General features: G+C 68.5%; 14 protein-coding genes and 1 pseudogene. 4 read left to right on the forward strand and 11 right to left on the reverse strand.

What is annotated here, in order from left to right; all coding sequences use genetic code 11:
• The first annotated feature begins 20 nt into the window (after nucleotides 1–20).
• On the forward strand, nucleotides 21–1,283 hold the full coding sequence (gene lplT / locus PX653_RS10900) for a lysophospholipid transporter LplT (RefSeq protein ID WP_277417900.1): 1,263 nt from the start codon (nucleotides 21–23) through the stop codon (nucleotides 1,281–1,283).
• Here lplT and PX653_RS10905 read toward each other — a convergent pair whose 3' ends face one another.
• Genes PX653_RS10905 through tsaB form a run of 4 tightly spaced genes read right to left on the reverse strand, consistent with a single transcriptional unit; the run spans nucleotide 1,284 to nucleotide 4,457 of the window.
• Nucleotides 1,284–2,294: a DUF1853 family protein gene (locus tag PX653_RS10905; protein ID WP_277417901.1), complete on the reverse strand. Its 1,011-nt coding sequence runs from the start codon at nucleotides 2,292–2,294 to the stop codon at nucleotides 1,284–1,286.
• Complete coding sequence (locus tag PX653_RS10910; RefSeq protein WP_277417902.1) at nucleotides 2,278–3,252, reverse strand: uracil-DNA glycosylase; 975 nt, start codon at nucleotides 3,250–3,252, stop codon at nucleotides 2,278–2,280. Before PX653_RS10910 ends, PX653_RS10905 begins: the two co-directional genes overlap by 17 nt.
• Entirely contained in the window at nucleotides 3,249–3,725 is a 477-nt protein-coding gene (rimI, locus tag PX653_RS10915; RefSeq protein ID WP_277417903.1) for a ribosomal protein S18-alanine N-acetyltransferase, read from the reverse strand. Before rimI ends, PX653_RS10910 begins: the two co-directional genes overlap by 4 nt.
• A gap of 24 nt (nucleotides 3,726–3,749) precedes the next feature.
• Complete coding sequence (gene tsaB / locus PX653_RS10920; RefSeq protein WP_277417904.1) at nucleotides 3,750–4,457, reverse strand: tRNA (adenosine(37)-N6)-threonylcarbamoyltransferase complex dimerization subunit type 1 TsaB; 708 nt, start codon at nucleotides 4,455–4,457, stop codon at nucleotides 3,750–3,752.
• Between the two features lie 91 nt (nucleotides 4,458–4,548).
• Here tsaB and PX653_RS10925 point away from each other — a divergent pair, with 91 nt between their 5' ends.
• Nucleotides 4,549–4,968, forward strand: a complete 420-nt coding sequence (locus tag PX653_RS10925) for a thioredoxin family protein (RefSeq protein WP_277417905.1) — start codon at nucleotides 4,549–4,551, stop codon at nucleotides 4,966–4,968.
• Nucleotides 4,969–5,005: 37 nt separating this feature from the next.
• On the opposite strand, the gene PX653_RS10930 is transcribed toward PX653_RS10925, so the two are convergent.
• The 7 genes from PX653_RS10930 to PX653_RS10960 form a co-directional block, all read right to left on the reverse strand.
• Entirely contained in the window at nucleotides 5,006–5,455 is a 450-nt protein-coding gene (locus tag PX653_RS10930; RefSeq protein WP_277417906.1) for a hypothetical protein, read from the reverse strand.
• Between the two features lie 104 nt (nucleotides 5,456–5,559).
• Nucleotides 5,560–6,384, reverse strand: a complete 825-nt coding sequence (locus PX653_RS10935) for a hypothetical protein (protein ID WP_277417907.1) — start codon at nucleotides 6,382–6,384, stop codon at nucleotides 5,560–5,562.
• A 297-nt stretch (nucleotides 6,385–6,681) separates the two neighbouring features.
• On the reverse strand, nucleotides 6,682–7,575 hold the full coding sequence (locus tag PX653_RS10940) for a glycosyltransferase family 2 protein (RefSeq protein ID WP_277417908.1): 894 nt from the start codon (nucleotides 7,573–7,575) through the stop codon (nucleotides 6,682–6,684).
• Nucleotides 7,572–8,306, reverse strand: a complete 735-nt coding sequence (locus PX653_RS10945) for a glycosyltransferase family protein (RefSeq protein WP_277417909.1) — start codon at nucleotides 8,304–8,306, stop codon at nucleotides 7,572–7,574. The genes PX653_RS10940 and PX653_RS10945 overlap by 4 nt, the downstream gene beginning before the upstream one ends.
• Nucleotides 8,307–8,310: 4 nt before the next feature.
• Nucleotides 8,311–9,090 carry a GNAT family N-acetyltransferase gene (locus tag PX653_RS10950; RefSeq protein ID WP_277417910.1) on the reverse strand — a complete coding sequence of 260 codons (780 nt, stop codon included), beginning with the start codon at nucleotides 9,088–9,090 and terminating at the stop codon, nucleotides 8,311–8,313.
• Complete coding sequence (locus PX653_RS10955) at nucleotides 9,077–9,727, reverse strand: 2OG-Fe(II) oxygenase (protein WP_277417911.1); 651 nt, start codon at nucleotides 9,725–9,727, stop codon at nucleotides 9,077–9,079. The genes PX653_RS10950 and PX653_RS10955 overlap by 14 nt, the downstream gene beginning before the upstream one ends.
• A gap of 147 nt (nucleotides 9,728–9,874) precedes the next feature.
• On the reverse strand, nucleotides 9,875–11,953 hold the full coding sequence (locus PX653_RS10960) for a tetratricopeptide repeat-containing diguanylate cyclase (protein WP_277417912.1): 2,079 nt from the start codon (nucleotides 11,951–11,953) through the stop codon (nucleotides 9,875–9,877).
• A 451-nt stretch (nucleotides 11,954–12,404) separates the two neighbouring features.
• Here PX653_RS10960 and PX653_RS10965 point away from each other — a divergent pair.
• Both PX653_RS10965 and PX653_RS10970 read left to right on the forward strand, forming a co-directional pair.
• Nucleotides 12,405–14,107: pseudogene (locus PX653_RS10965) on the forward strand (methyl-accepting chemotaxis protein).
• A gap of 78 nt (nucleotides 14,108–14,185) precedes the next feature.
• Nucleotides 14,186–14,623: a DUF4019 domain-containing protein gene (locus PX653_RS10970; protein WP_277417913.1), complete on the forward strand. Its 438-nt coding sequence runs from the start codon at nucleotides 14,186–14,188 to the stop codon at nucleotides 14,621–14,623.
• The last annotated feature ends 12 nt before the right edge of the window (nucleotides 14,624–14,635 follow it).

A 14,635-nucleotide genomic window follows, 5' to 3' on the forward strand; every position in this document is an offset into this window, starting at 1 on the left:
TCAGTTTTCAGGCTCACAGAATGAACCGTGGTTTCTATACCATCATGGCAGCGCAGTTCTTTTCGTCGCTGGCGGACAACGCATTGTTGTTCGTCGCGATCGACCTGCTCACCAGGATGCACTCGCCAGCGTGGATCACGCCGCTGCTGAAATTTCTGTTTGTCCTGTTCTACGTCCTGCTGGCCGCCTTCGTGGGCGCCTTCGCCGATTCGCTGCCCAAGGGCCGCGTCATGTTCATCGCGAACATGGTCAAGATCTTCGGCTGCGCGCTGCTGTTCGTGCAGATCCATCCGCTCGCCGCGTATGCGATCGTCGGCATCGGCGCCGCCATCTATTCGCCCGCCAAGTACGGCATCCTGACAGAGCTGCTGCCGCCGGAAAAACTGGTCGCGGCCAACGGCTGGATCGAAGGCCTGACGATTTCCTCGATCATCCTCGGCACCGTGATGGGCGGCGCGCTGGTGTCGGCCAAGGTCGGCGCGATGATGCTGGCCTTCGACTTCCCGCTCGGGGACACCGGCATCGACAGCGCCGCCGAAGCGGCGCTCTGCGTCGTCGCCGTGCTGTACGTCACCGCCGCGCTGTTCAACCTGCGCATTCCGCTGACCGGCAGCGTCTATCCGCACCAGGAGCGCAATCCGGCCCGCCTGATCGAGGACTTCGCCAACTGCTGCGTGATCCTGTGGAAGGACAAGCTGGGCCAGATCTCGCTCGCCGTCACCACGCTGTTCTGGGGCACCGGCGCCACGCTGCAGTTCATCGTGCTGGAGTGGGCCAAGCAATACCTGCACATGACGTATGAGAAGGCGACGACGATGGTGGGCCTGGTCGGCGTCGGCGTGACGGTTGGCGCCGTGCTGTCGGCCAAGTTCATCACGCTGCGCAAGTCGCTCTCCGTGATTCCGCTGGGCGTGGCGATGGGGTTCATGGTGATGGCGATGGCGTTCGTGCATAGCACGTGGATCGCCTACCCGATGCTGATCGGGATCGGCATCCTGTCCGGCTTCTTCGTCGTGCCGATGAACGCCCTGCTGCAGCACCGGGGCCACGTCCTGATGAGCGCGGGTCATTCGATCGCCGTGCAGAACTTCAACGAGAACCTGTCGATCCTGACGATGCTGGCCGTGTACTCGCTGATGCTGCGCCTGCAACTGGACCTGCAGGTCATCATCATCCTGTTTGGCCTGTTCCTGGCCGGCACCATGGTGTTCATCATGCGCCTGCATGCGGCCAACCAGCGCGAGCAGGATTCGCTCGCGCTGATCGGCGAGCACAAACACTGATCAGGGGGCGGCCCGCGCCGCCCTTCTCTCCGCGGCCCGCTGCGGCCAGTCGTCCGGCACGACAAACGCCCGCGTCTCCTCGATCAGCCAGTGGCCTTCCTGCCGCACCGCCGCCACCATCACGGGTGAACGGTCCACGGCGAATTTGCGTTCCAGCAGTGGTATCAGGTCACCCAACGGCATTGCCGGCGGCGTGGACGGCACCGTGTCGTCGTCCGTCGGCCGGGCCGGCACCATCAGCGGCGCCAGCCAGTGCAGGCGTGGCATGACGATGTGCAGCTCGCCGGGCGCCTGGGCCAACCCGCCCAGCCGGCCCAGCGTATGCCAGCGCGCGCGGCAGTGCGCGGCACCGATGCCGGGCAGCGGCGGCGCCGTCCCTTCCGGGTAGAACAGCCAGCCCTTGACCAGCGCCTGCGCGGCCACCACCGGTTGCGCCAGCAGTGCCTGCGCGGCCGGATGGCGCCCCAGTTCCAGCTGCTGGCCGAAGATCTTGCGCAGCTTGCGGCCCAGCGTGTCGGCCAGGTTCGGCCCCACCAGCTGGTCGAAGTCGTCGCCGGGCGTTACGCTGTCGAGCAGATAGAACTTGGTGGCGAATTCGATGTGGCGCAGGCCCGGCCTGGCGTCGAGCAGGAAGTCGAACTCGCCCACGGTGCCATTGTTGGCGGCGCGTACTTGCAGGCCATGCGCGACCAGGTCGCCACGCTGGGCGAAATAAAACGCCATCAGCTTTTCCGCATACAGCCCCAGGCGCGAGTAGTGGCGCCCGCCCAGCGCCGCGTCGAGCGGGGCCGGGTCCGCCTCCAGTTGCGCCAGCCAGGCGGCGGTGGCCGCATCCGCGGGCCCGGGCACGGCGATGCGCCCCTGCCAGCCGGGCGCCGCCGGGTCCAGCAGGTCGGGTGAATCGAGCAGCCAGGCGAGCGCGCGCACGTGCGGACGCGTCAGGTGTCCCCAGCGGCGCGCGAACTGCGCCTGGTAGGCGGTAAAGACGGTGGCGTCAGCGCCGGCCGGCATGGGCGGAACGGGCCAGGCACAGGTCGGCCCAGGCCCGGGCTTTGTCTTCCGGGCGGCGCAGCAGGTCGGCCGGATGGAACGTGGCGACGACCGGCAGCTCGCCATGGCGCAGCACCTTGCCGCGCGCGGCGGCGCCCAGCAGCGCCTTGGCCGTCACGCCGCCCAAGGTCAGCGCCAGGCCGGCCTCGGTCAGCTCCAGTTCGCGTTGCAGGTAGGGCCGGCAAGCCGCCAGTTCGGCCGCGGTCGGCGTGCGGTCGGCGCCTGCGGCATCGACGGCTCGGCACTTGACCAGCGTCGTGACGTAGGCACCTGCCTCGCTGGACAGGTCGACGGCGCGCAGCATGTTCTCCAGCAGCTGGCCCGGCTCGTCGCCCAGCGCCATGCCGCTTTCCTCGTCGCCCGCCGTCGGGGCCAGGCCCAGCACGAGCCAGCGCGCGGCCTCGTCGCCACGGCCCGGCACCGCGGCGCGGCGTGTCTCGCACAGGTCGCAACGGGTGCAGCGCCGCACAGCCGATTGCAGCTCGTGCCAATCCATCGACGCGATCTCCTCGTCCGTCGCGGCACGCGCTCCGGTGGGAGCCGCCGGGGCGGCAGGCCGGGCCGCTTGCGTGGGCACGGCGTCGAACCAGGCCGTGTCCTCGGCCGCGGCGGACGGTGCCTGCGGTCGCGCCGGTTCGATTTTCTTGGCCGGCTGTTTCAGTGCGGGCGCCGTGGACGGTGCCGGTGGGGCGTTGTCGAACCATGCCGTGTCGGCAGCCGGCGCGGCGGTCGGCATGACAGCGGACGCGGGCGGCGCTTCGACGGCGGGCGCAGGCTCGACAGCGTCGGCATGCACCGCTTCCGGCGCGGCGGCTTCCATCATCTCAGGCGCGCTTGCCGGCCGGTCGCGCAACAGCCACTGCGGACCGACGCCCATCGCGTCCAGGAACACGGCACTGCGGGACGACAGCTCGCTCACAGCCCGATCCGCATCACGATGGCATCCTCGCGCGTGCCGTTGGCCGCTGGATAGTAGCCCTTGCGGCGGCCGATCTCCGTGAAGCCGTAGCGGCGGTAGATCTCCAGCGCGCGCACGTTCGACGGCCGCACTTCCAGCAGCATCGATTCCATGCCCAGGCCGCGCGCGCAGGCCGCGGCCTGGTTCAGCAGGAAGCGACCCAGTCCCTGGCCCTGCCACGGCGCGGCCACGGCCACGTTCAGCAGGTGCGCCTCGTCGACGACGCCCATGACGAGGAAATAGCCCAGCAGCTCGCGGGCCGGGTTGCGCAGCACCCAGGCCTGGTAGCCGTTCTTCAGCGAGTCGGCGAAATTGGTGCGCGTCCACGGATGCGGATAGACGCTCTGCTCGACGGCGACGACGTCCGCCAGGTCGGCCACCTGCATCGGCTCGTACACCAGCCGCGCCAGGTCCCAGTGCGGCGCCCGCTTCATGTCGTCACCTTCATGTCGTCACCCTCATGCCGGCGTCCCGTTCATGGCCGCGCGCTCCGCCTTCGTGTACGCCACCTTGTTGCGCAAGTACAGCGGCTGTGCCTCGGCGGCCGGCACGCCCTGCCCTGCCGCCAGCGCAATGGCGCCCAGGCGAGCGATCTGCACGGCGTGCGGCAGGATGGCCGTGTCGGCAGCCGCGAACGGCGCCGTGCCGAAAGCCTCGGCATATGCGGCGATGCCATTGCCGCACACGGCCGGCGTGCCCTCGGGCCGCACGTCCTGTGGCGCCGACAGCACGGCCGCCTGCGTGGCGACGGGCACGCCGTTGTCGCAGCGGTATTGCGCCCAGTAGACTTCGTTCATGCGCGCATCCAGCACCGGCAGCACGTCCGCTGCGCCATGTTTTTCATGGCACGCCAGCGCCATCGCGTCCAGCGTGACGACGGGCACCAGCGGCTTGCCGGCGCCGAAACCCAGGCCTTGCGCGATGCCGCAGGCGGTGCGCACGCCCGTGAAGGAGCCGGGCCCGGCGCCGTACGCGATGGCGTCGCAGTCGGCCAGCGCGATGCCCGCCTCGGCCAGCAGCTCCTGGATCATCGGCAGCACGGCCTGCGAATGGGTGCGCACGCCGGACGATTCGCGCCACGTGACGGTGCCGCCTCGCAGCAGCGCGCAGGAGGCGGTTTCGGACGACGTTTCAATTGCAATCAGGGTAACGGTGGAGGCAGACATCCCGTTATTTTACCCTGCGGCGCCGCTCCGGCCCAGCGGCGCGGCTGCACGACGGGCGGAAGCGCGCACCATTCGCTGTACAATAGCCGCTATGCACAGCACTACCCTACAAGCCGACAACCGCGCCGAAGTGGCCGCCGCGCTGGCGCAGGACCACCTGATCGTGGCCTGCCTGTGCGCGGCCTGGTGCGGCACGTGCGCCAGCTACCGCAACGCCTTCGAGGAGCTGGCCCAGCGCCACCCCGAAAAATACTTCCTGTGGGTCGACATCGAGGACCACGCCGACCTGGTCGGCGACCTGGACGTCGAGAATTTCCCCACCCTCCTGATCCAGCACCACGAAACCGTCGCGTTCTTCGGCACGATGGTGCCCGACCCGAACGTCGCGCATCGCCTGATCCAGACGATTGCCGACACCGATCCGGCCGAGTTGCGCCGGCTGGCCGACAGTACCGCAGAGCGGCGCGAGTGGCAGCGCGATTGCAATTTGCGGGTGTTGATGGGGGAGTGATCCCCGATGCTTGAGTTTGGCGGCGCGACGTTTTCCGTCAGCGCTGGTGATATTTCAACGACGTGAATCGTTTTTCCTCAGGGTCGTAGGTCGCATCGAAAAAGCACTTGCCACCGTCGAATACGATATAGAACCGTTCGGAGAATTCCCGGTCACTCCTTACATCCGTCCGACACGCGCCCATCAGGCGCACCGACCGGACGCTCCCCGCCGATTCCCCCTGGTACTGGATCAGATACGTGTCCAGGCGCGGGCTGACGGATGAACCGGCCTCGGCCTTGATGTGGGAAGCCATCTCCTCGACGACGTCTGCCGGAACCCGCCATGCGCCACCCCGAACTTCGTACCAGTTCGGCAGCGGATTGATGGCGGGTTTCAATAGCCACGACGGGCGCGCAGGCTCCATGGTCTGCGCCTGGCCGGCACTGCCAAACGCAAGCGTTACCAGGGAAACAGCGAGGACGAGGGTATGTTTGATGTTGGACACGTCAGCAGGTTCAACGTTAAAACGCCATATTACCTCGGCCACGCGGTCGGCCTGCCGACCAGGGCCGACGGCAGGACTTTGAACAGCCCGGTGAACCTTGCCAGTTATCGACAAGCCGGAATCGGCTGCCCAGCTGGTTCGACAAATTCGTACGCATAGGTCGGGGGGCTGTCGGGCAACTTGAATCTCTCCCTTGCCGTGTAGAGCGCAGGCAGCGAGTCCGTTGCAGGGTCACGCTGTGGCGAGGGTCGCGGTACCCGCGCGTAACGCATTCTGGGCGCATCGCGGCTGACCGGATAGCTTGGCAGTTGCCGGCGCTCCATGAGCGCCAGCGCTGGATCGGACTTGTGACCAACCGGGATCATCGAGGCAGGTTCCATCCATGCACTGAACCCGTCAGCGGGGATGTCATGCGGGTAGACGAACCAGTAGGTCACACCGTTGTCAGGCGACGGCAGCGTGATGCCCATGGCGCTCGCGGTACTGCCCCGGTCTGGAGATCCCTTATCGAAGACAGGCTGGCCATGAACCGTCGAGTCTCGCAGGCTCAACACGCCGGCCGACAAGCCAGGGGAATCATTGAACACCTCTTCGTAACGAAGCAGCAGCCTTGCGGCGGTACGGGCATCGGCGGACGGCTTCACTCGCCGAACCGTCCGTGGCGCGAGCGCGAGTTCAGCTTCCGGATAAGCCCACAATGGATGATTGCGCAAGCGATCCAGGACGATCTCGTCGAACTCGACAACCCTGGTCGGCAGGCATACCTGGATTCGAACATTCGATCCTTCGCCCCGCCACGCTCTTGCGCCCTGCAGGCCCGCAACGCAGCCTTGTAACGCTGCGATGAAACCCAGCCCGAGCATCAGCGCCGCGGCCTTGCGCGCGCTCTGCCGGCTGTGCTGCAAGATGATCGGAGGGGAGCTATGCATGGGATGACTGAAAGCGTACGGACAGCTTATCACAGGGGCCAATGCCGCTATCCGATATCGGCACTGCCCTATCGAGGTTGGGGCCTGCCCCGTTTTTCAGGCGGTCCGGCGCGCCGACGGCTCCCGGTGTTGATCGCACGGTTCAATGGTTCTGCGATCAAAACCAGGGTCAGTCCCTTGCAGGGACAGACCCTCTGCATGCGAGCGTCGGCTTGGCTTGGCGGCACTCATCGCAGGGCCGTTCCCGCTCGAGTCGACATGACGCGTCCGGTGTCGTGCCCCCGGAAGGGAAACGGCTTAGCCGACGCTTTGGTCCTGCACCACCGGCCAGGCTTGTTCCGCCCACTCGCGCAAATACTCCTCGCATGCCCTTCCGCCCGCCACCGCCTGCCGATCGCCCTCGGGCAGCCGCGCCAGCGCCGCTGCGATGGCGGCGTTGAACGTGCCCAGGCGCGCACAACAACGCACCGTTTCGGCAAGGTGTGCGCCGGACAAGTGCCGCAGCGCCGTCGTCAGCACGTTCTCCACCCACGCCTGCAGGTCCGGCCGATACGGCGGCTGTACGCGGAAGCGGTGCGTGACGTGGGAGCGCGGCACGCCCAGCAAGGGGCGCCCCATGCGCCACCAGCACAGCGACAGGTCGACGTCCTCCAGCCCGAACTCGCGGAACGGCCCGAAGCCCCCGGTCGCCAGGAATGGCTCGCGCGCCACGGCCAGGCAGCCGCCAGGCACCAGCCCGACCGCCTGCAGCGCATCGCCCGCTGGCCGGTTCCACCGGTACGTGAACAGCGGATCGACGAGGTGCGCGCCGCAGCCGGCCCGCGCCGGCTCGCGCTCGTCGTGGACGGCCGGGCCGGCGATGGCGTCCGGATGGCGCTCCAAGGCGGCCACCAGCGGTGCCAGCCAGCCGGGGTCCACCGTGCAGTGGGCATCCAGGAACACCAGCAGCGGCTGGGCGGCGGCCAGCGCGCCCGCATTGCGCGCCGGCGCAATGCCCGCGTGCGCCCGTTGCAGCACCCGTACGGACGGCGGCCATGGCCCGGCCGTGCTGCCGTCCGTGCTGCCGTCGTCCACGATCAACACCTCGGCGGGCCGTGCCGGCGCTGCCAGCAGCGACGCCACCGTCGCGGCCAGCGCCGCGCCTTCTTCAAAGCTCGAGATCACCACCGCGACCGGCAGGTCGCCGCTCATGGCGCGCACTGGAGGCTGGGCGGCAGCCGCGCGGCGATGCTGGCAGGCGTCTCGCGACGGCTCCAGAACGTATGGCACTGCGGCAGCGGATGCTGTTCCTGCCAGCTGCAGCAGTCCGGCGCGAACAGCAGTGCCTGCGCACGCAGCAGCGCGAACTCGCAGAAGCGGTCGGCCCCGCGCTGCAATGCGTATGCCGGCATCGAGACGCCATGGCGCTGTTCGCACTGCGCGCGCAGGGCAACGTAGACGTGGCGCGGCAGCGCGAGCGGCGGCGGCACCGTCAGGTCCCATGACAGCGGCTGCCCAAAGAAGTCGGCAGCGCAGCTTCCCCAGCCATCGCCTGGCGGACGGCCGCCTGTCGCACGATAGTCGACGCGCACGCGCGCGCCGTCGAACAGCTGGGCAACGTCGCATGGCGCGAGGAACAGCTGGTCGGCATCGATGTGCACGATCACGTCCGCATCGGTATAGTGGTCCGCATGGAGCTTCGTCACCTGCTGGCCCAGGTAGTCGTCGGCCCAGTTCTCGCAATAGTGCACAGCGACGTCGATACCGGCCTGCTCTGCCAGATCGCCCATGCGCCCGGCGCTGGCGCTCGGCAGCACCACGACGACGCGGCGATGCCCGCGCAGGTGGACACGGATGGCGCGCAATGCCAGCGCCAGCCAGGCCCGGTCGCGGTGATAGGCGCGGATGAAGAGGTCGACCGTCGGCAAGGCGCCGGCCGCCATCGCTTCAGCTGCCGAAGATGGGCTGGTCCTGCTCGCGCGGCAGCGGCGGGCCGGCGGTGCCTGTGATGCTGGCCGGCGGCAGCGCGGCCCAGTCGATCAGCCCCGGATAGATCTCGGCCAGCCCGCCCTGCCCGGCCCAGTAGGCGGCGATGCCGGCCTGCAGGCCCAGGTGATAGTACGCGAGCTTGCCGATCGCGGCCGGCGTGACCTTCAGCGCCAGCAGGTCGCCCAACCTGGCCTGGGCGATATCGAGCCGCTCCAGCAGCACGTCGGTGGCCACGCTGTACAGCACGAACTCGCAGCCGTCGCTGACGACCCGCATTTCGCCCGCCTCGAAACCGACCCCGCGCAGCAGCGGCGACAGCACGGCGGAGGCGCGGTTGACCCACAGCCCCGCCGTCACGATGCCCTGCTCCGCCAGCTCGGCGCACAGCAGCTGCGTCAGCGCGGCGGCCAGGCCCAGGTTGCTCTGCTGGTCGGCCGCCAGCACTTGCGGCGTCAGGATCGCCTGGCGCTTGTCGATCACCAGCGCCGTGCAGAAGCCGCGCAGGCGGCGCGCGCCGACACCCTTGGGTGGCCAGGGACGCTCTTCCAGCGCAACCGTGGTCAGCGTGTTCCCGCCGGCGCACAACGGCGCCCACAATTCCTCGACCAGATGGGCCAGGTGCAGGGGACGCAGCAGTGCGAACAGCTCGGGGCGGAAATCGGCGGCGAAGTTGCGCGTGACGGCAAGATCGAGCCGTTCGTTCGCTGCGCCATGCAGGTTCAGGTCAGGATTGAGCATGCTGCGTCTCCTCGGGAGTCGGGACATCGAACAGCCACGCCACGGCGGCATACCGGATGCCCAGGCGCACGGGCCGGACCTCGTGCAGCAGGTCGGCGGGAAAGGCGACGATGGCACCGGCGGCCAGCGGCACGTTGACGGGGCGCCGTTCCGGGTACAGCACGAGGGCGCCGCCGTCGAAGGCGGGCATCCCAGGCGTGGCCTCGGCGTCATTGAGCAGGCAGACCAGCGAGATGCGGCGGCCGCGCACGACGGCGTTGTCGGCGCCGTCGTGCGAGCGGTCGCGGTGGGCACGGAAATGGCCACCACGGGCATAGCGGCAGAACAGCGGGCCGTCGAAAGCCGGATGACCACCGCCTGCCGCCCGCAGCGCGGCCGCGCCGGCCGTGCGCAGCGCCTGCGCAACCGCCGCCGCATCCGGTGCCGACACGGCATGTTCCGTGCAGGCGCGCATCGCGGGGTCGTGCTCCTCGCCGCCACGGCGCAGCACGGTGCCCTGGCGCGCGCCGGCCGCTTCCATCGCCGCGATCGTGCGGGCGCACAGCGCGCGCGGAATCGCCTCGCGCCAGACGGTGCAGCCGGGCGCGAACTCGGCGGCACCGGTCGGAAATGCCGGGATGTGTGGCGTATCGGCCATGCGGGCGCTCCTGCGTGACGGCGGGACGTGCCACGTCAGTATAGGCCTGCTGGCCTGATCCGCAACAACGGTGGCGGCCGCCGTTGCGGGAATGCGAAAAACGGTGACAGTCACCCTTTTTCAAAAAACGGTGACAGTCACCCTTTTTCAGGCGCCGCCGGTGGAACCTTCGGGCCCGGGCACCACGGCGATCGCCACGGCGCCCTGCGCCACCGCGCCGTCGAAATCGCTCTCGGTCTGCGCCAGGGCTGCGCGCACCGGCTCGCGCAGGCCGCCGACGACGACCGCGCGGTTGCGGCCGTGGGTCTTGGCGTGATACAGCGCCATGTCGGCCAGTTGCACCGCCTTCTCCCAGCTGAACTGCGTCTCCGGGAAATCGCAGAACGGCATCGGCACGGTGCCCGCGCTGATCTTGACGGGCACCTGCACGTCGCCGCAATCGACCGGCAGCGTCGCCACGCTCGCCAGCAGCCGCTCGACCATGCCTTCCACCTGGTCCGGCGGCACGCCCGGCGCGAACACGAGGAATTCCTCGCCGCCCCAGCGCAGCACCATGTCGCTGGTGCGCACCGCTTCGGTCAGGCGGCGCGCCACTTCCACCAGCGTGCGGTCGCCCACGGCGTGCCCCCAGCGGTCGTTGATCGACTTGAAGTGGTCGATGTCGATGATCGTGACGACGTCGATGCCGCTGCCGCGCTGCTGGCGCCGTTCCGCTTCCGGCAGGCCGGCGCGGCGCTGCATGCGTTCCGTGAAGACGCGGCGGTTGAACAGCCCCGTCAGCGGGTCGCGCGTCGCGTGGTATTCCAGTTGTACGTTCAGGCGCGCCAATTGCGCATTGGCGCGGCGCGCGCGGCGGTACTGGACATAGACGAACACGCCGGCCACCAGCAGCAGCGCGGCCGCCCCCGCGATGATCAGCTGCTCCTGGCGCTTGGTGCTGATGACAGTGTCCTTGACCTGGTTGTCGCGCGCCAGCTGGTCGATCTGGCGCTGGCGCCGGTCGGCCTCGAACTTTTCCTGCAGCGCGGCGACGGCCTGGTCGCGTTCGGAGGCCAGCAGGCTTTTCTGCACCGTCTGCTGGTCGCGCACGAACTGCAGGGCTTCCTGCGAGCGCCCGGCGGTTTCGAACATGCGGCTCGTCTCGTCCAGCATGCTGACCAGGTCGCCCAGGGAGTTCGAGCTGCGCAGGGCCGCGATCACCTCGCGGATGAACGGCAACGCCGCATCGAGCTTGCCCTGCCCGCCCAGCGCGAAGCCCAGGTTGGCCTTGGCCATCAGGATGGAACTGGTGTCGTTGACCTGCACCGATTTCACCAGGGCCCGGCGGGCGGCCGCTTCCGCCTTCACGTATTCCATCGAACGCAAGTAGTGGTCGGCGATATTGCCCAGGATGGCGCCTTCCATGGCGACCAGGCCCGCCCGTTCGGCCGTGGCCAGGGCCGTCTCGAAGGCGGCCAGGCCCTCGGCATTGCGTCCCAGCGAGATGTAGGCGGTGCCCTGCGCGAACAGCAGCCAGGCCATCGGCCGCGCCGGCATCACGCTGCGATAGGTCTCCAGTGCATCGGTCGCCATCGCCAGGCCCTTCTCGGGGTTGTTCATGTTGACGTACAAACGACTGATCAGCATCATCGTCTGCAGCCGTTCGCGCAACGTGGCGACATCGTTGCCCTCGGCGCGGCTCAGCACTGCCAGGTAGCGGCTCAGCGCCTTGTCGTACTGGCTGGTGCCGCTGTACGCGTCGCCGTAGGCGAGGTCCAGCCAGTTCTGCAGTTCCGGCGGCGGGTTGGCCCCGATTTCCGGCCGCATCGCGTCCAGCATGGCCAGCACCTGCATGGGCTTGCCCTGGTCCAGCAGCCGGTCGGCCCGCCCCAGCCGGGCCAGCAGCGCGGTATTGCGGTCGTGATTGGCCAGCGCCACCTCGCGCAGCGTATCGAGCGTCTCGGCGACCTGTTCGGTCTGGCCGGCATCGCGCTGCAGCGCATGGCGCGTCAGCAGCAACTCGCGCTGGACGCGGTACGACACATTCGGCGGCAATGTCGCGCGCAGCTCCTCGAGCCGCTTGAGGGCGGCCGGATTGGCGCTGTAAGACAGGTCCGCGATGGCGCGCAGCTCGGCCAGCATGGCCGCGTCGTCGGCGCGTGCCGGTGCCGCGCACAGCAGCATTGCCAGCAGCGTGGCACCCACCAGGGCATGGCGCAGTAGGGCGATCAGGGAAGGAACGTTCATGGCTTACGCACCGGCTGGCACGGGTTGGCGCTGCCCAACGGGCATACGCTTGAAGAAATACCGGGCGAAGGCGATGCTTCGGGCGGCGATCGCGACGTCGCTGCTGGGGTGAGGCAGCGGCGCCAAGTTACGATCCAGTATGATCTATTGCATTACAGAAATCAACAATCGCCGCGTGGCACGCCGCTCCCGGGATGACAAATCGCGCATTTTCGCCACAGCTCAGCTTGCCTGATGACGCGCCGACAACGCGGGCGCACGTCCGGTGGGTGCCTTCACGGCAGGCTGTCGCGGCGTCAGCTTGTCGCGCTGCTCATGCAGTACCGCCAACTGTGTACCCTGGAGCCGACAAACGGCCGCGCCAGGATAGCGATACGCAAGCAACGCTGGACAGCCTTTTCGAAGTGGCGCTACTGTGAACTCTGCTCAAGCACCCCTTTCCGGGGCACCCATGCGCCATTTATCGATCAAGCAAGCCTTCATTGCAACCTTCCTCCTCACTCTTCTGCTGGCCTGCCTGACGCTGTGGGCGCTGCTGCGCGTGTCCGACAAGCAGGCGGCCGTCACGGCCGCCAGCCAGACCCGTTATCACTCGTACGTGCTGGCCGACGAACTGCGGCAGAGTTCGGACGACCTGACACGGCTGGCACGCACCTACGTGGTGTCCGGCGACCCCAGCTACGAGCAGCAGTACATGGCGATCCTCGATATCCGCAACGGCAAGCGGCCGCGACCGGAAAACTATGGTCGGATCTACTGGGACTTCGTGGCCGGGGGCATGGCGGTGCCGCCATCGAACGGGCCCACGGTCGCCCTGCAGGAAATGATGCGCCAGGCCGGCTTCACCGAGCAGGAGTTCGGCAAGCTCAAGGATGCCCAGGCCAACTCCGACGGCCTGGTGAAGACCGAGGTGATCGCCATGAACGCGGTCAAGGGCCTGTTCGACGACGGCAAGGGCGGCTTCACGCGCCAGGACGCGCCGGACCTCGAGATGGCGCGCCGCATCATGCACGACGCCACCTATCACCGCAACAAGGCCACGATCATGCGGCCGCTGAACGAATTCCTCGCCATGCTCGACAGCCGCACGGCCGCCGCCGTGGCGCAAGCGGAGCAGGAGACCCGCACCGCCTTCACCCTGGCCGTCGTACTGCTGGCCCTCTCCGTGGGCGGCACCGTGCTGTGCCTGCTGCTGGTGTATCGCTACATGCAGCGCAACCTCGCTGCCGCCACCGCGGCGGCCACCCGCATCGCGCAAGGCGACCTGACCGAGGAAGTCAAGGTCCTGCACGATGACGAGGTCGGCGTGCTGATGCGCGCCATCGCGACCATCAACGCCAACCTGACCGGCATGATCGGGCGGATCACCGCCAGCACCGACGAAATGGCGGTTGCCACGGACGAGATCGCGCGCGGCAATGCCGACCTGTCGGATCGTACCGAGTCGCAGGCCAGTTCGCTGCTGCAGACCGCCAGCTCGATGGAAACGCTGACGCAGACGGTGCAGCAGAACGCCACCGACGCGGGCAAAGCAAACCGGCTGGCCGCGAATGCCTCGGCGATCGCCGGCAAAGGGGCGAAGTGGTGTCGAAGGTCGTCGCGACCATGGGCGCCATCCGCGAGAGCTCGACCCGGATCGGCAACATCACCAGCGTCATCGACGGCATCGCCTTCCAGACCAATATCCTGGCATTGAATGCGGCCGTGGAAGCGGCCCGTGCCGGCGAACAGGGCCGCGGCTTCGCCGTCGTGGCGTCGGAAGTGCTCAACCTGGCCCAACGCAGCGCGGCCGCCGCGCGCGAGATCAAGGACCTGATCGGCGACTCCACCGGCCGCGTGGAACAAGGCGCCCGCATGGTCGACGAGGCCGGCAAGACGATGGACGAGGTGGTGCACGCGGTCGGCCAGCTGGAAAGCATCATGGCCGGCATCACGGCCGCGAGCGCCGAGCAGACCACCGGCATCCTGGAAGTCAACCGGGCCGTCTCGATGATGGACACGATCACCCGGCAGAACGCCGCCCTCGTGGAGCAGGCCGCCGCCGCTGCGGAAAGCCTGCGCGAGCAGGCAACGGGCTTGTCCCGGGCGGTCGGCAGCTTCCGCCTGCGCGGCAACGCCGCAGCGTCCCGCAAGCAGTTGACCGCCGCGCACTGAGCCGGCCAACTCGCGGCCCCCGGCGCGTTGCCGGCGTTGCTACAATGACGCCATGACAATGACCTGGTGGAGGTAGCGATGCGAACGGCAATCTCGACGAAGTCCCGGCTGTGCGGTGCGATGCTGGCCACCGCGCTGCTGGCGGTGCCCGCGTGGGCGCAGGAACCGGAATCCGTGGCCGATGCCCAGGAGGCGGCCGAGCGCTGGCTGGCGCAGGTCGACGCGGGCAACTACGCAGCGTCCTGGCGCGATGGCGCCGCGCCGTTCCGCGCCGCCGTGCCGCAGCAGCAGTGGGAAAGCGCGATGCGCCAGTCCCGCGCAGCGCTCGGCTCCGTGGGCGACCGGGCCTTGAAATCCGCCACGTTCACGCGAACCCTTACCGGCCAGCCGGACGGCCACTACGTCGTCATCCAGTACACCACGCAGTTCGCCAACAAGCAGCAGGCCGTGGAGACGGTGACGCCGATGCGCGAGGCGGATGGGTCGTGGCGGGTGTCGGGGTACTACATCCAATGACACCGCGGGTTC

It is taken from the genome of Pseudoduganella chitinolytica (genome assembly GCF_029028125.1).
In the GTDB taxonomy this organism is placed as follows: Bacteria; Pseudomonadota; Gammaproteobacteria; order Burkholderiales; family Burkholderiaceae_D; genus Rugamonas; species Rugamonas chitinolytica.